This window comes from Geodermatophilus sp. URMC 64 (assembly GCF_053502555.1).
Genome location: NZ_CP199955.1, coordinates 2,443,958 through 2,462,922 on the forward strand (window position 1 = coordinate 2,443,958; position 18,965 = coordinate 2,462,922).

The following is an 18,965-nucleotide window of genomic DNA, read 5'->3' on the forward strand; positions in this document are numbered from 1 at the left end:
AGGGACGCCCCATCCGCGCATCCCGGAGCGGCTCCTAGTCCTCGATCACGTCCAGTCCCTGCTCGCGCAGCTGCGCGAGGTGGTCCAGCATCCCCTTCAGCACCTCCGGGTCGTGCCCCGTCCACTCGTCCACCTCGCCGACGACGCGCAGCGGATGGCGGGTGCGGTAGGACTGCGTGGGGTTGCCGGGGAATCTCTTGTTCGTCACGTTCGGGTCGTCCTCGAACGGGCCCAGGGGCTCCACGACGTAGATGCGACCGCGCTCCCCGCTCCCGGCCAGCGCGGTCGCCAGCTCCGCTCCCCAGGCGGCGGTGTCCACGAGCGCGGTGAAGTAGATGTGGTTGGACACCCGGCCCTCCTGGAAGTTGGAGCCGTAGCCGGGAACCAGCTCGTCGCCGACCTCGAGCGCGGACTTCGTCCCGTGGTAGAAGGGGCCGCCGATGTGCGCGCAGCGTTCGTAGGTCACGGGCACGTGGGTGCCGCCGTTCTCGCTCATCGCCGCCTTCTCCTCAGGCATCCGGTCGGCCCTGCTCCGGCGTCAGCCAGTGGGCCGGGTCGGCCACGACGCCGGCCAGCGCCCGCAGCGCCGCGCCGGTCGCGCCGGCCGCGGGCGCGGCGTCGGCGGCCTCGATCCGCAGGGCCCGCCACCGGGCGGAGAGCACCCGGCGGGCCAGCTGTTCCTCCAGCTCCGGGCGCAGCAGGTCGGCGAGCTGGCCGAGGTGCCCGCCGAGGACGACGGTCGGGATGTCGAGCACGTTGACCACGCCGGCGAGCGCGACGGCCAGCGCGCGGGTCGCCGTCGCCAGCGCGCCGCGGGCGGCCGGGTCGCCGTCGAGCGCCCGCGCGCGCAGCGCCTCCGGGCCGGCGTCGAGCGGCAGCCCCGCCGCGCGCAGCAGCGCGGACCGGCCGGCGTACTGCTCGAGGCAGCCGGTGGAGCCGCACCGGCAGGCCGGCCCGTCGGGGTCGACGCAGACGTGCCCCATCTCGCCGGCCCAGCCGGAGCTGCCGGCCATCACCTGCCCGGCCAGGACGGCGGCGCCGCCGATGCCGATCTGCCCGGAGAGGTAGACGAAGTCGCGATGCGGGCCGGGGCGGCCCGGGGCGACCTCGGCGACCGTGCGGGCTGCGAGGTCGGCCTCGTTGCCGAGCACCGGGACCAGCCCGTCGGGCAGCAGCAGGAGGAGCAGCTCCGCGGGCCGCAGGTCGGACCAGCCGAGGTTGGGCGCCCGCAGCAGGACGCCGGCGTCGACGTCCACGATGCCGGGCAGCGCCAGCCCGGCCCCGACCAGGCGCAGGTTCGGGGGCAGTCCGGCGAGCAGTGCGGAAGCCAGCCCGCCCAGCCGGGGCAGCGTCGCCACGGGGTCGCTGCCCACGAAGTCGCCGTCCTCCACCGTCTCGGCGACCACGCGGCCGCGCAGGTCGAGCACCCGGGCGGCCAGCAGGCCGGCGTCCACCTGCAGGCCGAGCGCCGCGATCCGCGATCCGGCACCCAAGGGCGTGGCCGGACGGCCGCGGCGGGGGAGCACCACGCGCTCGACCTCGTCGAGCAGCCCAGCGGCCACCAGCTCGTCGACCAGCCGTGCCGCGGTGGCCCGGCTCGTCCCGATCGCGGCCGCGACGTCGGCGCGCGACAGTGGAGCCGGTGCGGCGCAGACCGTGCGCAGCACCAGCGCCAGGTTCGCGGCGCGCACCGTCGACTGCCGCGCAGCGATCGCCTCCACCCCTTGAGGCTAGCCGTGGCATGGATTATGTTCCAGCACAGAACAAATCGATTCACCACCTCGGAGGAGCCGTCTTGAGCACCCCGCAGCCCACCCGCGACGACAAGTTCTCCTTCGGTCTCTGGACCGTCGGCTGGCCGGCGCGCGACCCGTTCGGCGACGCCACCCGCCCCGCCCTGGACCCGGTGGAGAGCGTGCACCGGCTCGCCGAGCTCGGCGCCTACGGCGTGACCTTCCACGACGACGACCTGATCCCGTTCGGCAGCGACGAGGGCGCCCGCGAGCAGCACATCAAGCGCTTCCGCGCCGCGCTGGAGGAGACCGGCCTCGTCGTCCCCATGGCGACCACCAACCTGTTCACCCACCCGGTGTTCAAGGAGGGCGGCCTCACCGCAAACGACCGCGACATCCGGCGGTTCGCGATGCGCAAGGTCATGCGCAACATGGACCTCGCCGCCGAGCTGGGCGCCCAGGTCTACGTGCTGTGGGGCGGTCGCGAGGGCGCCGAGGTCGACACCGCCAAGGACCTGCGCGCCGCGCTCGACCGCTACCGCGAGGGCATCGACACCCTCGCCCAGTACTCGATCGACCGCGGGTACGGCCTGCGCCTCGCGCTGGAGCCCAAGCCCAACGAGCCGCGTGGCGACATCTTCCTGCCGACGATCGGCCACGCGCTGGGCTTCATCTCCACCCTGGAGCACGCCGACCTGGTGGGGCTCAACCCGGAGGTCGGCCACGAGCAGATGGCCGGGCTGAACTACACGCACGGCATCGCCCAGGCGCTGTGGCAGGGCAAGCTGTTCCACATCGACCTCAACGGCCAGAAGGGGCCGCGGTACGACCAGGACTTCGTCTTCGGCCACGGCGACCTGCTCTCCGCGTTCGCCACCGTCGACCTGCTGGAGAACGGCTTCCCGTCCGGCGGCCCGCGCTACGAGGGCCCGCGGCACTTCGACTACAAGCCGCTGCGCACCGAGGACGTCGACGGCGTCTGGACCTCCGCCGCCGCCAACATGCGCACCTACCTGCTGCTCAAGGAGCGGGCCGCCGCGTTCCGCGCCGACCCCGAGGTGCAGGAGGCCCTGGCCGCCGCCCGCGTGGCGGAGCTGGCGCGGCCGACGCTGGCCGAGGGCGAGACCTACGAGGAGCTGCTCGCCGACCGCTCGGCGTTCGAGGACTTCGACGTCGACGCGGCGGCCGCGCGCGGCGCCGGCGCCGTCCGTCTCTCGCAGCTGGCGGTGGAGCACCTGCTCGGCGCCCGATGACGCCGGCGGACGCGGCCGGGCCCCGGGGCCCGGCCGCGTCGGCCTCAGCGGGTCGCGGCCTCGGTCACCGCGTTCCGGCTCGCCGCGATGAACTCGCGGACGACGGGGTAGATCTCGCCCTCCCAGCGCGATCCCGCGAAGACGCCGTAGTGGCCGACGCCCGGCTGCAGGTGGGAGCGGTGCCGGTCGGCCGGGATGCCCGTGCACAGGTCGTGCGCCGCGGCGGTCTGGCCGGGGGAGCACATGTCGTCGTCCGCCCCCTCGACGGTGAGCAGCGCGGTGCGCCGGATGGCGGCCGGGTCGACGGCCTTCCCGCGCCAGGTGAACCGGCCGGTGGGCAGGTGGTGCTCCATGAAGACGCGCTGCAGGGTCTCGAGGTAGAAGTCCGCGGGCACGTCCATGACCGCGCCGTACTCGTCGTAGAAGCCGCGGGTGTGCGCCGCCTTGGCGTCGTCCCCCGCGATCAGCGCCCGGTAGAGCGCGAGGTGGGCGCCGAGGTGGCGGCGCGGGTTCATCGACATGAACGCCGACAGCTGCGCGACCCCCGGGTACACTCGCCGTCCCTTGCCGGGGTAGCGGGCGGGCACGGTCGTGGTGAGCACGTTCCGGTAGAAGGACAGCGGCGTCCGGTCGGCCATCGCGTTGACCCGGTTGGGGTTGATCCGGGTGTCCACCGGGCCGGCCATGAGCGTGAGGCTGCTCGGCTGCGCCGGGTCGTCGTCCTCGGCGAGCAGGGCGACCGCCGCCAGGACCAGCGGGGCCGGCTGGCACACGGCCAGGACGTGGGTGTCGGGGCCGAGGTGCCGCAGCGCCTGCAGCACGTGGTCGATGTACTCGTCCAGGCCGAACCGGCCGTGCTCCAGGGGGATGTCGCGGGCGTTGTGCCAGTCCAGGACGAACACGTCGTGGTCGGCGAGCAGCGTGCGGATGGTCGGCCGCAGCAGCGTCGCGAAGTGCCCCGACATCGGCCCGACGACGAGCACGCGCGGCTGGCCGGTGACCGCCGGCTTGGCGAAGTGCACCAGGGTGGCGAACGGCGTGGACGTCTCCGCCTGGGGGAACACGTCGGCGTCCCGCCCATCGACGACGACCGACTCGATGTCCCAGTGCGGGCGTTCGTGGGTCGGGCGGGAGCGCGCCACGATGTCGCACGCCGCGCGCAGCCGGCGCGCGCTGGGCAGTCCGGCGAGCGGAACGGGCAGGCCCTGCAGGGCCCGCGCGGTCAGCTCGGAGGTGATCCTGGTCGGCGCGCTCAGCCGGCGCTGCCACTCGTAGGCGGTGTAGAGCACAGTCCTGCCCGTCGTACGTCGCGGTGGATGGAGATGTGGCCGGGGCCACAGAGCGGGACGGTAACCACGAATGTGCGGAGTTCGCGCGGCGAAGGCGTGCGACACGCCCGCCGGAGCCTTTCCAGGGAGGACGATCGATGACGTTGGTGGCGGGGGTCGACTCGTCGACGCAGGCGTGCAAGGTCGTCGTCCGGGACGCCGGGACCGGGACGCTGGTCCGGTCCGGCCGCGCGCCGCACCCCCCGGGGACGGAGGTCGACCCGGCGGCGTGGGAGGCCGCGCTGACCACCGCGCTGGCCGAGGCCGGCGGCCTGGACGACGTCGCGGCGCTGGCCGTCGCCGGTCAGCAGCACGGCATGGTCTGCCTGGACGACGACGGCGCCGTGGTGCGCCCGGCGCTGCTGTGGAACGACACCCGCTCGGCCGGCGCCGCCGCGGACCTGATCGAGGAGCTCGGCGGGGGAGCGGCCGGCCGCACCGCCTGGGCCGAGGCGGTCGGGCTGGTGCCGGTCGCCTCGTTCACGGTGACCAAGGTGCGCTGGCTCGCCGAGCACGAGCCGGCGAACGCCGCCCGCACCGCCGCCGTGTGCCTGCCGCACGACTGGCTGACCTGGCGGCTGGCCGGCTCGCCCGCGCTGGACGCGCTGGTCACCGACCGCGGCGACGCCAGCGGCACCGGCTACTGGTCGGCGGCGACCGGGGAATACCGGCTCGACCTGCTGGAGCGCGGGCTGGGGCACCGGGCCGTCGTCCCGCGGGTGCTCGGCCCGGCGGAGGCGGCCGGCCGGGCGGGGGACGTCGTCCTCGGCCCGGGCTCCGGCGACAACGCCGCGGCCGCGCTCGGGCTGGCCGCCGAGCCCGGCGACGTCGTCTGCTCGATCGGCACCTCCGGCGTGGTCGACATGGTGACCTCGGCGCCGGTCGCCGACCCGACCGGCACGGTGGCCGGGTTCGCCGACGCGACCGGCCACTACCTGCCGCTGATCGCCACCCTCAACGCCGCCCAGGTGCTGGACGCGACCGCCCGGCTGCTCGGCGTCGACCACGCGGAGCTCTCCGGGCTGGCGCTGTCCGCCCCGGCCGGCGCGGGCGGGCTCGTGCTGGTGCCGTACCTGGAGGGGGAGCGGACGCCGAACCGGCCGGACGCCACCGGGGCCCTGCACGGGCTCACCCAGGCGACCGCCGACCGCGCGCACCTGGCCCGGGCCGCGGTGGAGGGCCTGCTGTGCGGCCTGGCCGACGGGCTGGACGCGGTCGCCGCCGGGGGGACGCCGGTCCGCCGGGTGTTCCTGATCGGCGGCGGGGCGCAGTCGGAGGCGGTGCGCCGGATCGCGCCCGCCGTCCTGGGGGTGCCGGTCCTGGTGCCGCCGCCGTCCGAGTACGTCGCCGACGGCGCCGCGCGGCAGGCCGCCTGGGTGCTGGCGGGGGGTGCCGCCCCACCGGCCTGGCCGGCGCCCGGGACGGCGGTGCACGAGGCGGATCCGGTGCCGTTCGTGCGCGAGCGCTACGCGGAGGTCCGGGAGCTCACGGCGGCGCGGCAGACGTCCTAGCATCTGTTGCGGAACAGATCCGCACGCCGCATGCTGTCGGCGGGCGGGACCCCGGGGCGCACCTCGGGTGCGCCCCGCCCGCCAGACTTCGCGGGACCTTGGTCCCGGGGACGTTTTGCCGGCCCGCGTGTCGGGCACTTCCGGTGCCCGACCGGCCCCGGCGTGGCCGTGAAATCCCCGCGCCGGGGCCGTGGCGTGTCCACGGCCGGTCGTGTGCAGCTGGCGCCCGCCGAGAAGGCGATCCGTGCACGTGACACGCGGCGACGCGCCGCGGGAGCATGCATGGATCGCCTTCTCGCATCGTCCCGCCCGACCCGGGGGAGAGCCCATGACGCACCGTCGTGCCCGGTGGCGCACCGCCGCGGCGGGGATCGCGGTCGCCGCGTCCGCCTTCACCGTCGCGGCGTGCGGCGAGGCCTCCGACGACGACGGCGGCGGAGGCCGGGAGCAGGTGGAGCAGGAGGACGAGTCCGGCGACGACGGCGGTGGGCCCGGGAGGGGCGGCGGTGGGTCCGGCGAGGACGAGGGCGGGGAGGACGACGACTGACCGCCGCTGACGACGACGCGGCCCGCCTCCGGGGAGGCGGGCCGCGCGGTCGGACGGGTCAGCGGACGCCGACCGGCTCCTTCTCCGGGGCGGCGTGGGACGCCTTCTCCAGCCCGGCGCCCTCGACGTCGAGCGTGGGCAGCCAGCGCAGTCCGCGGGGCAGCCACCAGGCGGCCCCGCCGAGCAGGGCCAGCGCGGCCGGCACGATCACCATGCGGACGACGAAGGCGTCGAACAGGATGCCCATGGCCAGCGCGAAGGCGATCGACTTGACCGTGGCCTCGCCGGCCGGCACGAAGCCCGCGAACACCGAGAACATGATCAGCGCGGCCGCGACCACGACCGGGGCGGCCTGGCGGAAGCCGGTGCGGATCGCCTCGCGCGGCGCGGCGCCGTGGCTGTGCGCCTCGTGCATCCGGGAGACCAGGAAGATCTGGTAGTCCATCGCGAGCCCGAACAGGATCCCGATGACCAGGATCGGTGTGAGGCTGATCAGCGGGCCGGCCCCCTCGAGGTTGACCACGTCGGCCAGCCAGCCCCACTGGAACACCGCGACGGTGGCGCCGAGCGAGGCGCCGACGGTGAGCAGGAAGCCCAGGACGCCGACGAGCGGGACGAGCAGCGACCGGAAGACCAGCACCAGCAGCACGAGCGCCAGGCCCACGACCAGGGCCAGGTAGACCGGCAGCGCCTCGTCGAGGGCCTGCGCGACGTCGACGCTGACCGCGGTCTGGCCGGTGACCGCGGCCTCGAGCCCGTCGAGCCCCGCGAGCTCGGCCCGGAGGTCGGCCACCAGCTGCTCGGTCGCCGGGTCGGTCGGACCGGACTCCGGGATGACGGTGAGCAGGGCGGCGGTGGCGTCGGCGTTCGGGATCGGCGGGATGACCAGCGCGACGTCGTCCAGGCCGCCGATCGTCCCGGACAGCCCCGCGGCGGCCTCGGCGGCGCCCTCGCCCTCGAACAGGACGGTGATCGGGCCGTTGAACCCCTCGCCGAAGCCGCTGCTGAGCAGCTCCTGCGCACGCTCCTGGGTGGACCCCTCGGGCGCGCTCTGCACGAGCGTCGTCTGCATCGAGAAGAACGGGATCGAGATCGCGCCGAGGGCCACCACGGCCAGCAGCAGCGACACGACGCGGCGCCGGGTGACGGTGGCGACCCAGCCGGCGAGGAAGCCGCGTCCCTCGGCGGCGCGCGCGTGGCGGCCGGGCGCGTGGGCCGGGGCTGCGCGGTACCTCTTCGGCAGCGCGCGCAGCCCGAGGAAGCCCAGCGCGGCCGGGACCAGGGTGAGGGCGACGAGGACGGCGACGACGATGGTCGCCGCCGCGGCGATGCCCATCTGGGTGAGGAACGGGATGCCGACGACGAACAGGCCGGCCAGCGCGATGACCACGGTCAGGCCCGCCGTGACCACCGCCGAGCCGGCCGTGCCCACGGCGGTGGCGATCGCGGTGGGGACGTCGGCGCCGTGCCGCAGCTCCTGCCGGTGGCGGGTGACGATGAACAGCGCGTAGTCGATGCCGACCGCCAGGCCGAGCATCGCCGCCAGCGTCGGGGTGGTCGACGACAGGTCGATGAACCCGGTGGCGAGGGTGACGCCGAGGACGCCGATGCCCACGCCGACGACGGCGGTGAGCAGGTTCATGCCGGCGACGGCGAGGGAGCCGTAGGTCAGGGCGAGGACGACGAGGGCGACCACGACGCCGAGCGCCTCGGTGATCCCGCCGACGTGCGGCGGCGCCTGCACCGCCTCACCGCCGACCTCGACGGTGAGCCCGCTGTCGCGGGCGTCGTCGACGGCGGCCAGCAGCGCGTCCTGTTCCTCCGGGGTCACCTCACCCGGCCCGACGCCGTAGGTCACCGTGCTGTAGCCGGTGGTCTGGTCGGCGTTGACGGTCGGTGCGGCCGGGTCCAGCGGGTTGGTGGCCGACACGACGCCGGGGAGGCCGCCCAGCGTGGCGACCAGCCCCTGCACGGTCGCGGCGTTGTCCGGCGCGGTCAGCGTGGCGCCGTCCGGGGCCTGCACGACGACCCGGGCACTGGCCCCGCCGCCGGCACCGAACTCCTGCTCGATCCGCTCGAGAGCGGTCGTGGACTCCTGCCCGGGGATCGAGAAGGCGTTCGACGTCTCCCCGGCCAGGGTGACCGCGCCGACCCCACCCCCGAGGAGGACCACCAGCCACACGAGCACCACGGGGACCCGGCGCCGGTAGGCGAAGGCGCCGAGTCGGGACAACAGCACAGCCATGGGGGTTCAGGCCTCCACCTGGTCGGGGTCGGGAAGAGCGGCGACAGGACGGCGGTGGCCGAGTGCGTCGAAGCAGGTGGCGACGATCGACGTCCGCCACTCGGTGGTCCGGTTCTGGGAGTTGGCCGCGAGGGTGAGGACGGCGAGTGCGCCGAGGGCGCCGACGACGCGGACGCTGCGCTCCGACGGGGCCGCCTCGGGGTCGACGCCGAACGCCCGCAGCGCCGCGGCGGAGGCCGGGTCCGGCTCCGGTGCCGTCGAGCCGCCCTGCAGGACCGGCGCCAGCAGCAGCGCGACCAGCCCTGGGTGGGCCAGCGCGACGTCGACCATGAGCTCCAGCGCGCGCCGGTCGCGGGTGGCGCCCAGTGGCAGGTCCCGCACGGGATCGAGCACCCGCTGCCCCAGCGCGCCGGCCTGGGCGAGCACCGCCTCGTGCAGCGCGTCCTTGCTCGGGAAGTGGTGCAGCAGGCCCGCCTTGGACAGGCCGACGGCGTCCGCGACGTCCTGCACCGAGGTCTTGGCGAAGCCGCGCCGGGCGAACAGGGCCGCGGCGCGGTCGACGATGCCCTCGTCGATCTGCTGCCGGAACGGTCGAGCCACGGCGCCCAGGCTACGGGCCTGCCGACTGGATCGGTTGGCCTACCGACCGAAACGGTCGGTCATCTCGATCACAGCAGCGGATGGATCGTGCTGTGCTCGGCGCCCGGCATCGAGTAGCCGCGCTCGGCGTACGGGAAGCCGTCGAGCTCGGTCGTCTCCGGGCGCAGCTGGTGGTAGGAGCGGATCTCGTGGATCAGCCCGTCCGCGCAGGTGAACCACTCCGAGCCGCGGGTGGCCACGCGCTCGGTCGCGCCGTCCGGCAGCCACCACATGGTCCACTCGATGACCGCCTGCTCCGGGGTGGCGCAGATGCTGTCGACCACCCAGCGCGCCTGCCGGAGGGCGGCCACCTTGCGCCAGTAGCGGGCCAGGTGCCCGGCGCCGTCCACGGCCGTCGACCCGGGGTTCGGGGCGAGGAACCAGTGGACGACGTCGGGGTGCAGCGTCGTCAGCATCAGGTCGACGTCACCGGCGCTGCAGCCGTCGTAGTAGCGGCGGATCAGCGCGAGCCAGGCGGCGGTGGGGTCCTCCGCCGTCCGCGGATCGGCGAGGTCGGCCATGCCGTCAGCTCACGGCGGCGAGCGGGGCGCTCCGGCGGACGTCCACGGCCAGCACGCTGGGTAGGCGCAGCAGGCGGGCCTCGAGGAGCTCGGCGCCGTCGCCGTCCAGGACGGTGTCGACGCCGACCCGCCAGCGGCCGGCGCCGGCCTCCTCGGCCTCGAAGCGGGTGAGGACGTAGGCGCGGCCGGTCAGCAGGGTCAGCACGCGCTGGACGCAGGCCAGATCGGTGACGGTGACGTGCAGCTTGGCGGTGTACGAGGTGGCGAGGGACATCGGGTTCCTCCGAGCCGAGCGGCTCCGGTCGGGCGGGATGCTCTCGAGGGCAGCGCCTCGGACCCGTCGACCGAGAGTCAGGAGCCGACGGGCCCGCGGGTAATCAGCCGGATCGCCACGCCAGGCAGGGTACGACGGCCGGTCTGGTGCGGACCAGGGGCTCCCGCCACGCTCCCGCGGAGGAGTCGCGCTCGTGAGCGGGCGGCCCGGCCGGGCGCACCGCCGGGGTGGCGCTGGTCCGGCGCGGCGTGGAGGCGCTGGACACGCGGTGCTGGTCGAGGCGTGCCTCGAGCGCGGCTACGTGCACCGTGAGATCGACGTCTGCGACGCCCAGGGCCCCGTCGGCACGTCGTCGCGCCACCGTCGCCGGTCGAGGGCAAGCCGGCCATGGTGGCGATCTCCCGCACGCACCTCGCCGAGGTGCTGTTCGACGTCGGCCACCCCACCACTGCGCACGTCGCCTACGGCGTCGACGCCTCGGTGCAGCGGGGGAGCGGGAGGAGCTCCCGCCCGCGGACCGCCCGCCCGGGGCAGCTCACCGGCCGGGCGTTGGGGGCGCTCGCCGCGCCCTACTGACCTCTGCGCGCGTACCGTCCGCGGCCTCGGCGGCGCGGCGGGGGAGGAGAGCGATGGCGGGCGAGGCGACTGGAGCGGACGGCGTCGTCCGGGCGCTCATCGCCGCGCAGGACGCGCACGACGTCCCGGCGATCCTGCGCCTCATGACCGAGGACGTCGTCTACGAGGACACCACGCTCGGTGTGCGCAGGCAGGGGCACGAGGGCGTGGGCGCGATGCTGCGCTCGGTGGCGGAGGTCCTCTCCACCGACTACCGGATCACGGCCGGGCAGGTCGTGGTGACCGCCGACGGGTACGCCGTCGAATGGGTCATGGAGGGCACGAACGACCGCGACGACCCGGGCAACGGCCTGCCGGCCACCGGTCAGCGGTTCGCCCAGCCCGGAGTCCCCATCGGCCGGCTGCGGGACGGGAAGATCGCCGAGAACCGCGACTACTGGAACCTGGCCGCGTTCCTCACCCAGGTGGGCCTCATGCCCGGGGCCGGCCCCGCCGGCTGACCGGCGGGGCTCAGATGGTGTGCAGCTGGTCGAGCCAGCTGATCTCCCAGGCGTTGCCGTCGGGGTCGGCGAAGCTGCCGGTGTAGGAGGCGTCGCCGTCCCGGGCCGGGAGCCACGAACGCCCGCCGGCGGCCAGCGCCTTCGTGACCAGCTCGTCGACCTCGTCGCGGGTGCCGGCCGTCAGCCGGTGGACCACCGTGGTCGCCCGCGCCGGGTCGCCGACCTCGCCCGGCACGAGCTCCGCGAACCGGTCGCGGGTGTGCAGCATCAGGACGACGTTCTCGTCGACGGTGACCGCGGCGCTGCCCTCGTCGGAGAAGTGCTCGTGGATGCCGAAGCCGAGCGCGGTGTAGAAGGCCCGCGCCGCGGCGAGGTCCTCGACGGGCAGGTTGACGAAGATCATCCGCACGGTGGTGCTCCTCTGCGCCGGGGAAGGGACGACGACGCCGCGCCCGGGGCCCCGGCTCGTCCGGGCGCGGCGTCCGTCTCAGGAGCGCTTCAGCTCGGCGAAGGTGTCGGCCACCCAGTCGGCGATGAACGTGCTCACGTAGGGCAGGTGATCCAGGCCGATGTGCTCGGTCGCGCCCTCCTCCGGCGTGAACACGCGCAGCTCGCGCTTGGGGGAGTTGACCGCCTGCTCGTAGGAGCGGTGCGCGTACTCCAGCGGGATCTGCCGGTCGTTCGCGCCGTGCGCGACGAGGAACGGCACGGTGATCTTCTCCACGACGCCGTCGAGGTGGACGTCGTCGGCGAAGTCGAGGAACGCGTCGAGGTGGTGCTCGTCGCCCTCCTTGCCCCACACCCAGAGCACGTGCTCCCAGTAGTGGGGCACCGGGCGCTCCCCCTCGCGCTCCTTGCGGCGGCGCTGCACCGCGCCCCAGTTGTGGTTGGCGCCCCAGGCCACGCACAGGGCGAGCCGCTTCTCGAACGCGGCGGCGCGCGGGGCGTAGTAGCCGCCCAGCGACCAGCCGACGATGCCGATCCGGGTGGCGTCGACGTCGTCGCGGGTCTCGAGGTGATCGACGGCCGCGCCGGCCCAGGCCTCGGTGTCGATGCGCGCGGGCAGCCGCTGCAGCCGCAGCGCCTCGCCGGTGCCGGGCTGGTCGAGCATCAGGCACGAGATGCCCCGGGCGGCCAGCTCCTCCCAGTGGTTGGAGGAGTACATGTGCTCCTTGGTCGAGTCCAGCCCGTTGACCAGGACGATCACCGGGGTCGGGCCGTCGGCGGTGGCCGGCGCCGCGCTGAAGTAGGCCGGCAGCGTGGTGCCCTCGTAGGGGATCGCGACCCGGGAGACCGACGGGCTGTGGGTGTCGAACGCCTTCTGCGCCAGCTCCAGCAGCCGTTTGTAGGTGGGCACCCGGTGGGGGTCGGAGTGGGCCAGCATCCGCTCGGCCTGGGCCAGGTAGTTGCTGGCGCGGAAGTACAGCTGCCCGGCGGTGCGGGTGTGGCCGGCCTTCTCCGCCTCCTCCGCCTGGCCGACGAGCTGGTCGGTCAGCTTCGTCCACGCCGCCAGGAAGGCGGGGGTGCCGGCGTCCTCGCCGCCCGCGGCCGCCTCCTTGATCGGCCGGCAGGCCCGGTCGACCTCGTCGATGAGCCCGCCGGAGTTCAGCGTGGCGACGACGGACAGGTTGTACGTGTACGGGCCGGTCGGGAAGTACTCGAACACTGCGGTTCCTCTCGGGTGGTTCAGGACGCGGTGCGGACGGCGTCGCTGATCGACTTGACGCCGCCGTGCGCGGTGAGGCCGCGTCGACCGGGATCTCGGCGCCGGTGATGAACGAGGCCTCGTCGCTGATCAGGAAGAGCACCAGCGGCGCCACCTCGTCGACGCTGCCGGTGCGGCCCAGCGGGGTCTCGGCGACGTTGGCGTCGCGGAACGCCGGCGCCGCCGAGGCGGTCATCGGCGTCTCGATGTAGCCGGGGTGCACGGTGTTGACCCGGATGCCGCGCGAGCCGAGCTCCAGGCACGCCACCTTGGCCAGCCCGCGCAGCGCCCACTTCGACGCGGTGCAGGCGGCCGGGAAGTGCCCGGTCAGCCCGGCGACCGAGCCGACGACGACGATCGAGCCGCCGTCGGTCATCAGGGGGCTGAGCGCCTGGATGCCCAGCAGCGTCCCGGTGACGTTGACCTGCTGCACCCGGGACAGGTCGTCGGGCTGCAGCTCGGCCAGCCGCGCCCGCCAGTGGAAGGACCCTCCTGCCCCCCAGCACTCGCAAGCTCGCGCCGGGCCCCTGCAGGAGGGCCATAGCGCCGTCCAGCCGGCGGTGTCGGTGACGTCGAGCTGCCGGTAGTCGATCCCCGGCAGCTCCTCGGCCGGCTCCGCCTTCAGGTCGACGGCGACCACCGTCGCGCCCTCGGCCGCGAGCAGCCGCGCCTCGGCCGCGCCCTGCCCCTGGCCGGCGCCGGTGACGACGACGACCTTGCTCCCGACCCGGCTCACGACAGCCGCTTGCGCGCCCGCGGTCGGGGCCGAGCGGCCCGCACCGGCGGGAGGTCGATGCCCTCGACGACGCGGTTGCGGATCGTGCCGATGCCCTCGACGGTCATCTCCACGACGTCGCCGGGCCGCAGCGGGGGAGGGGACAGCTCCCCACGGCGGCCCCACAGCTCGCCCAGGCAACCGCCGTTGCCGCAGGTGCCCGAGCCGAGCACGTCACCGGCGCGCACCCACGTGCCGCGGGAGGCGTAGGAGATCAGCTCCTCGAACGGCCAGCCCATGTTCGAGAGCAGGTCCTGGCCGACCTCGACGTCGTTCACCGACACCCGCATGTCGAGGGCCAGGAAGCCGTCGGCGTCCCGGTAGGGCTCCAGCTCGTCGGCGGTGACCAGCCACGGGCCGAGCGTCGTCGCCGAGTCCTTGCCCTTGGCCGGTCCCAGCTGCACCTTCATCTCGCGCGCCTGCAGGTCGCGGGCCGACCAGTCGTTGAGGACCGTGTAGCCGAAGATCGCGTCGCGGGCCTGCTCGGGCGACAGCGACGCGCCGTCCTGCCCGACGACGACGGCGACCTCGAGCTCGAAGTCGAACCGCTGCGACCCCGGCGGGACGGCGACGTCGTCGTGCGCGCCCACGAGCGCGTACGGGTTGGTGAAGTAGAAGGTCGGCGCCTCGTACCACTCCGGCACGACGCCGGCACCGCCGGAGACGCTCTTCACCACGCCCTCGACGTGCTCCTCGAAGGCCACGAAGTCACGGACGGTCGGCGCCTGCAGCGGCGGCAGCAGCCGTACGGCGTCGAGCGGGACCGGCGGCGCCGAGAACGCCGCCGTCCCCGCGTCGAGCGCGGCGGGCAGCCCGGCGCGAACGAGGTCGAGCACCGTGACGTCGGCGGGCAGCGCGTGCAGCCCGTGCTCGCCGACGACCCCGGCGGTGACGATCCCGCCGTCCTCCCAGGTGGCGAAGCGCATCGGCTCAGACCGGGGGAGCGACGAACAGACCCTTGTCCGGGTCGTTGAACGACTTCTGCGCGACGAACTCGTTCATCGCGTTCGCCGTGCCCCACTGGTCGGAGACCTCGGGCTGGGTGAAGTCGTAGAGGTGCGGGTGCCAGGTGTCCTCGTCGATCTGCTCCAGCTCCGTCGTGTACTCCATCGTGTTGCCCGACGGGTCGAGGAAGTAGCTGAAGGTGTTGTTGCCGGCCAGGTGGCGCCCCGGGCCCCAGATCTTCTCCACGCCGGCGCGCAGCAGCCGGCCGGTGCCGCGCATGTACTCGTCGATGCCGCGCATCTCGAACGAGGCGTGGTGCAGCGACGGGTGCGGGCCCCGGGCGATGGCCATGCTGTGGTGCCAGGAGTTGATCCGCATGAACCACATCATGTTGCCCATGCGCGGGTGCATCAGCGTGTCCGACAGGGCGAAGGCCAGGTGCTTCTCGTAGAACGCCTTCGTGCCCTCGGGGTCGGCGGAGTTGATGACCACGTGCGAGAGGCGGACCGGGATCGACTCGCCCTCCTCGATCGCGCGGTGCCGGCGCACGGCGACGTCGGAGCTGATCTCGACGGTGCGGCCCTCGTTGTCGAAGAACCGGAAGCCGTAGCCGCCGCCCGGCGTCTGCAGGTCGCCCGGCTCGGCGATGAGCTGCACGCCGTCGGCGGCCAGCTGCCCGGCGAGGGTGTCGACGTCGGCCGCGTTCGCGGCGCCGAAGGAGATCAGGTCGATCCGCTTGTCGGCGTCCTTGCGCAGCCGGACGACGTACTGCTCGGGCGAGCCCTCCGCGGCCAGGAAGGTCAGGCCGGAGTCGGTGTGCTCGGCGTTGAGGCCCCAGGCGTTGGTGTAGAAGTCGAGCTGGGCCTGGTAGTCCGGCACCGCCAGGTCGACGTGCCGCAGATGGGTGATCAGGCGCTGGGTCATGACGAGGTCCTTTACGCGGGCTGGCTGGTGAGGACGGCGATCGAGCGGATGAGGCCCGGGATGTCGCCCTGGACGTGGTCGAGCTGCCACTGCGCGAGCTGGTTCGATGCCTCGACGACGGTCGTGGCGCGCTCGAAGCGGCGGGCGTGGAAGGCGTCCCACAGGTCCTGGTCGAGCGCGTCCCGCTCGGTCAGCAGCTCGGCGAGGACGACGGCGTCCTCCAGGGCCATGGCCCCGCCCTGCGCGATGGTGGGCGGGCAGGTGTGGGCGGCGTCCCCGATCAGGACGACACGGCCGCGGTTCCACGGCACGTCGAGGACGTGGGTCTCGAACCAGGTGTAGTTGACGCGGGACGGGTCGGTGAGCGTCTCGCGGATCTCGTCCCACGGGCCGTGGTAGGCCTGCGAGAGCTGCTTCATCGTCGCGAGCTGCTCCTCGGGGGAGAGGCCGCTGCGGTCCTGGGCGTCCTCGACGATGTAGGCGTAGAGGCTGTCCTCGCCGGTCGGGCAGTAGCCGGCGATGTAGGACGGTCCGCCGTAGTACAGGTCGGTGCGGGTGACGCTCGCCGGGCGGGGGCCGAAGGCCCGCCAGATGCCCATGCCGACCGACCTGGTCTGCAGGTTGATGCCGAGCGCGCGCCGGGTCCAGGAGCGGACGCCGTCGGCGCCGATGACGAGGTCGTAGCGGCCGGTGGAGCCGTCGGAGAAGGTGACGTCGACGCCCTCGTCGTCCTGGGTCAGCTTGGTGAAGGTGGTGCCGAAGCGCAACTTCACGCCGACCTCGGCGGCCCGGTCGGTCAGGATCCTCGCCAGCTCGGGGCGCGGCATGCCCATGACGGCGGGCAGGTCGGGGCCGCCGGTCTTCGCGTCCGGGATCTCGGCGACGACCGAGCCGGCCGGGTCCGGGGCGCGGATGCCGGTGACGTCGAAGGCGTAGCCGGCCGCCTGCACCTGCTCCCACACGCCGAGGGAGCGCAGCTCGCGCAGGGCGTTCCCCTGCAGCGTGATGCCGGAGCCGAGGGCGGCGACCTCGGGCTTGATCTCGACCAGGTCGACGGCCACACCGGCCTTCGCCAGGTGGATGGCGGTGCCGGCGCCGGCCAGGCCGGCACCGACGACGAGCACGTTGTTGACGGCGGGCACGCGAGCTCCTACTTGACGGCGATCGGGTTGACCGGGGCGCCGACGGCGCCGGTCACGGGCAGGGGGGCGGCGGTCAGGAAGAACTCCCACACGCCGTCGGCCGCACAGTCGGCGGCGAGGGCGTCGAGGTCCCACATCTCGCCGATGAACAGGCCGATGTTCGGGATGGCGACCTGGTGCAGCGGCTGGAAGGCGACGTCGAACTCGTTGGGCCGCACCTCGAAGCCCCACGTGTCGGTGGCGATGCCGGCGATCTCGGTGCCGTGCAGCCAGTCGGCGGTGGTGAACGACAGGCCGGGGGCGGCGCCGCCGGCGTAGTCGCCCCAGCCGCGGCCCTCGGCGATGTCCCGGCGGGCGCGGGCGAGCCTGCCGGTGCGCACCAGCAGGAGGTCGCCGCGGCCGACGCGGGCCGACGCGCCCTGGGCCTCGATGGTGGCCTCGAGGTGCTCGGCGGTGATCGCGAAGCCGTCGGGCAGCTCGCCGTCGTCGCCGATCGCCCGGCCGACGTCGAGCAGGACGCCGCGGCCGGCGAAGAGCGCCGCGGTGGTCTCGATGCCGGTGACCTTGTCGCCGTCGCTGGTGACGACGTCGCCCGCGCGGCGGCCGTTCCAGGCCATGCCGTGGTCGAAGATGTGGCCGAGGCCGTCCCACTGGGTGGAGGCCTGCAGCGGCATGGCGATCACGTCGTCCGCGCCGCCGAGGCCGTGCGGGAAGCCCTGGACGCCACGCTCGGCGTCGGTGCCGGTGTCGAGCATGGTGTGCACCGGGTTGGTGCGGCGGCGCCAGCCCTTCTGGGGGCCGTCCATGTCGAAGCGCAGCGACAGCGAGAAGCTCGCGCCCCGCCGCACCAGCCGGGCGCCCTCGAGCCGCTTGGCCTCGTCGAGGAAGTTCAGCGTGCCGAGCACGTCGTCCTCGCCCCAGCGGCCCCAGTTGGAGCAGCGCTTGGCGGCCGCCGCGATCGCGCCCGCCGGATCGGTGCGGTCGAGATCAGCGGGGGAGATGCGGTCGGGCACGTCGGGTCCTCTCTGAAGCGACGCACACCACAGTCGGTCAGCCCGAAAGGGTTGGGAAGACGAGATGTGTGATGACGGGCATCAGCGCCGTCGATACGGTGACGTCGTGAACCTGGCGAGCCTGGATCTCAACCTGCTCGTCTCGCTCGACGCCCTGCTCCAGCAGCGAGGCGTGACGCGTGCGGCGGCGCAGATGGGGCTCTCCCAGCCGGCGCTGTCGGCGTCCCTGGCCCGGCTGCGCCGTCACTTCGGCGACGAGCTGCTCACCCGGGTCGGCAACGAGTACCGGCTGACCCCCCTGGCGGTGCAGCTGAAGGAGCTGACCCGGATCGCGCTGTCCGGGGTCGAGCGGGTGTTCACCGCGCAGCCGGAGTTCGACCCGACGTCGTCGCGGCGGGAGTTCACCTTCCTGGTCAGCGACTACTGGGTCGCCGTCCTCGGCGACACCGTGGCCGAGCTGCTCGCCGAGGAGGCGCCGCACGCCCGCCTCCGGTACACGGCCAACACGCCGTCCGCGGTGGACCGGGCCGACCAGATCATGCTCACCACCGACCTGCTCGTGCTGCCCCACGGCTTCGTCACGGGCCTGTCGCACCGCGACCTGTACCGCGACGAGTGGGTCTGCGTGGTGGCCGCCGACAACCCCGCCGTCGAGGAGGGGCTCACCGTCGAGCACCTGGAGACGCTGCCGTGGGTGATCACCTTCCACGGGCCGACGGCGGCGACACCGGCCGAGCGGCAGATGCGCATGCGCGGCATCGAGCCCCGGGTGCAGGTGGTCACCGAGCAGTTCCTGACCGTGCCCGGGCTGATCGCCGGCACCGACCGGATCGCGCTGCTGCAGCGCCGGTTGTTCGACGTGCTCCCGCTGAACCTGGGCATCCGGGCGCTGCCGCCGCCGGTCGAGGTCGGCCAGCTCGTCGAGGCGATGTGGTGGCATCCGGTGTTCGACGACGACCCGGAGCACGCCTACCTGCGGGACCTCGTGAGCCGGGCGGCGGAGCAGGTTCTGGGGCCCGCGACCGCGCAGCTATAGGCCCGGCTGATGCCCCTGGCTCAGCCGATGACCACGTTCCAGTCGCGGATCGTCCAGTCCTTCACCAGCCCGTGCTGCACGTAGGGGTCCTGCTCGACGAAGCGCTCGACGACCTCGCGCGGCGCCGTCCAGATCAGCAGGGCCCGGTCGTACGGGTCGGGCAGGGCGCCGGCGAGCAGCAGCTCGCCGCGCTCGTGGGCGTCCTTGGCGAGGCGGAGGTGCTCCTCGCGGAGAGCCGCCCGGCGCTCCAGGTAGTCGTCGACGAGGGCGTACTCCAGGACCAGGTGCATGTCGCTCC

The 18,965-nt window shown here is 74.1% G+C and carries 20 protein-coding genes and 1 pseudogene; 6 read left to right on the forward strand and 15 right to left on the reverse strand.

The window, feature by feature from the left end; genetic code table 11:
• Window positions 1-34: 34 nt before the first annotated feature.
• Window positions 35-496 (reverse strand): NAD(+)--rifampin ADP-ribosyltransferase, encoded by a 462-nt coding sequence (gene arr, locus ACWIYF_RS11980; protein WP_448628744.1) that lies wholly within the window; start codon window positions 494-496, stop codon window positions 35-37.
• A gap of 13 nt (window positions 497-509) precedes the next feature.
• Window positions 510-1,721, reverse strand: a complete 1,212-nt coding sequence (locus tag ACWIYF_RS11985) for an ROK family protein (RefSeq protein ID WP_448628359.1) — start codon at window positions 1,719-1,721, stop codon at window positions 510-512.
• Between the two features lie 74 nt (window positions 1,722-1,795).
• On the opposite strand from ACWIYF_RS11985, the gene xylA reads away from it, so the two are divergent.
• Window positions 1,796-2,986 (forward strand): xylose isomerase, encoded by a 1,191-nt coding sequence (xylA, locus tag ACWIYF_RS11990; protein WP_448628360.1) that lies wholly within the window; start codon window positions 1,796-1,798, stop codon window positions 2,984-2,986.
• 44 nt (window positions 2,987-3,030) lie between these two features.
• On the opposite strand, the gene ACWIYF_RS11995 is transcribed toward xylA, so the two are convergent.
• A complete protein-coding gene (locus tag ACWIYF_RS11995; RefSeq protein ID WP_448628361.1) occupies window positions 3,031-4,275 on the reverse strand; it encodes a polyhydroxyalkanoate depolymerase in 1,245 nt (414 codons plus the stop codon).
• A 137-nt stretch (window positions 4,276-4,412) separates the two neighbouring features.
• Here ACWIYF_RS11995 and xylB point away from each other — a divergent pair, with 137 nt between their 5' ends.
• Together xylB and ACWIYF_RS12005 are read left to right on the forward strand one after the other, a co-directional pair.
• The gene (xylB, locus tag ACWIYF_RS12000) at window positions 4,413-5,825 is read left to right on the forward strand and encodes a xylulokinase (RefSeq protein WP_448628362.1); all 1,413 of its coding nucleotides are present in this window, start codon (window positions 4,413-4,415) and stop codon (window positions 5,823-5,825) included.
• Between the two features lie 328 nt (window positions 5,826-6,153).
• Window positions 6,154-6,372, forward strand: coding sequence for a hypothetical protein (locus ACWIYF_RS12005; RefSeq protein WP_448628363.1), 219 nt, complete (start codon window positions 6,154-6,156; stop codon window positions 6,370-6,372).
• A 58-nt stretch (window positions 6,373-6,430) separates the two neighbouring features.
• On the opposite strand, the gene ACWIYF_RS12010 is transcribed toward ACWIYF_RS12005, so the two are convergent.
• From ACWIYF_RS12010 to ACWIYF_RS12025, 4 genes are all read right to left on the reverse strand, one after another.
• On the reverse strand, window positions 6,431-8,617 hold the full coding sequence (locus ACWIYF_RS12010) for an MMPL family transporter (RefSeq protein ID WP_448628364.1): 2,187 nt from the start codon (window positions 8,615-8,617) through the stop codon (window positions 6,431-6,433).
• Window positions 8,618-8,623: 6 nt separating this feature from the next.
• Window positions 8,624-9,217: a TetR family transcriptional regulator gene (locus ACWIYF_RS12015; RefSeq protein WP_448628365.1), complete on the reverse strand. Its 594-nt coding sequence runs from the start codon at window positions 9,215-9,217 to the stop codon at window positions 8,624-8,626.
• A 68-nt stretch (window positions 9,218-9,285) separates the two neighbouring features.
• Window positions 9,286-9,777, reverse strand: coding sequence for a nuclear transport factor 2 family protein (locus ACWIYF_RS12020; protein ID WP_448628366.1), 492 nt, complete (start codon window positions 9,775-9,777; stop codon window positions 9,286-9,288).
• A 4-nt stretch (window positions 9,778-9,781) separates the two neighbouring features.
• On the reverse strand, window positions 9,782-10,051 hold the full coding sequence (locus ACWIYF_RS12025; protein WP_448628367.1) for a hypothetical protein: 270 nt from the start codon (window positions 10,049-10,051) through the stop codon (window positions 9,782-9,784).
• Window positions 10,052-10,438: 387 nt separating this feature from the next.
• Here ACWIYF_RS12025 and ACWIYF_RS12030 point away from each other — a divergent pair, with 387 nt between their 5' ends.
• Together ACWIYF_RS12030 and ACWIYF_RS12035 are read left to right on the forward strand one after the other, a co-directional pair.
• Window positions 10,439-10,627 carry a hypothetical protein gene (locus ACWIYF_RS12030; protein ID WP_448628368.1) on the forward strand — a complete coding sequence of 63 codons (189 nt, stop codon included), beginning with the start codon at window positions 10,439-10,441 and terminating at the stop codon, window positions 10,625-10,627.
• A 53-nt stretch (window positions 10,628-10,680) separates the two neighbouring features.
• A complete protein-coding gene (locus ACWIYF_RS12035) occupies window positions 10,681-11,127 on the forward strand; it encodes an ester cyclase (RefSeq protein WP_448628369.1) in 447 nt (148 codons plus the stop codon).
• Between the two features lie 10 nt (window positions 11,128-11,137).
• Here the strand turns inward: ACWIYF_RS12035 and ACWIYF_RS12040 are convergent, their stop codons facing one another.
• From ACWIYF_RS12040 to ACWIYF_RS12070, 7 genes and pseudogenes are all read right to left on the reverse strand, one after another.
• Complete coding sequence (locus tag ACWIYF_RS12040) at window positions 11,138-11,530, reverse strand: VOC family protein (RefSeq protein WP_448628745.1); 393 nt, start codon at window positions 11,528-11,530, stop codon at window positions 11,138-11,140.
• 84 nt (window positions 11,531-11,614) lie between these two features.
• On the reverse strand, window positions 11,615-12,793 hold the full coding sequence (locus ACWIYF_RS12045) for an alpha/beta hydrolase family protein (protein ID WP_448628370.1): 1,179 nt from the start codon (window positions 12,791-12,793) through the stop codon (window positions 11,615-11,617).
• Between the two features lie 139 nt (window positions 12,794-12,932).
• Window positions 12,933-13,568 (reverse strand): annotated as a pseudogene (locus ACWIYF_RS12050) (SDR family NAD(P)-dependent oxidoreductase); the annotation flags it as partial.
• The gene (locus ACWIYF_RS12055) at window positions 13,565-14,533 is read right to left on the reverse strand and encodes a fumarylacetoacetate hydrolase family protein (RefSeq protein WP_448628371.1); all 969 of its coding nucleotides are present in this window, start codon (window positions 14,531-14,533) and stop codon (window positions 13,565-13,567) included. The pseudogene ACWIYF_RS12050 and the gene ACWIYF_RS12055, both read right to left, overlap by 4 nt.
• Before the next feature lie 4 nt (window positions 14,534-14,537).
• Window positions 14,538-15,476: a VOC family protein gene (locus ACWIYF_RS12060; RefSeq protein WP_448628372.1), complete on the reverse strand. Its 939-nt coding sequence runs from the start codon at window positions 15,474-15,476 to the stop codon at window positions 14,538-14,540.
• 11 nt (window positions 15,477-15,487) lie between these two features.
• Window positions 15,488-16,618: an FAD-dependent oxidoreductase gene (locus ACWIYF_RS12065; protein WP_448628373.1), complete on the reverse strand. Its 1,131-nt coding sequence runs from the start codon at window positions 16,616-16,618 to the stop codon at window positions 15,488-15,490.
• 8 nt (window positions 16,619-16,626) lie between these two features.
• Window positions 16,627-17,631, reverse strand: a complete 1,005-nt coding sequence (locus tag ACWIYF_RS12070; RefSeq protein WP_448628374.1) for a cyclase family protein — start codon at window positions 17,629-17,631, stop codon at window positions 16,627-16,629.
• A 106-nt stretch (window positions 17,632-17,737) separates the two neighbouring features.
• Between ACWIYF_RS12070 and ACWIYF_RS12075 the strand changes: the two genes are divergently transcribed.
• Window positions 17,738-18,667, forward strand: a complete 930-nt coding sequence (locus tag ACWIYF_RS12075; protein ID WP_448628375.1) for a LysR family transcriptional regulator — start codon at window positions 17,738-17,740, stop codon at window positions 18,665-18,667.
• A 20-nt stretch (window positions 18,668-18,687) separates the two neighbouring features.
• Here the strand turns inward: ACWIYF_RS12075 and ACWIYF_RS12080 are convergent, their stop codons facing one another.
• Window positions 18,688-18,957, reverse strand: coding sequence for a YciI-like protein (locus ACWIYF_RS12080; protein ID WP_448628376.1), 270 nt, complete (start codon window positions 18,955-18,957; stop codon window positions 18,688-18,690).
• Window positions 18,958-18,965 lie beyond the last annotated feature (8 nt).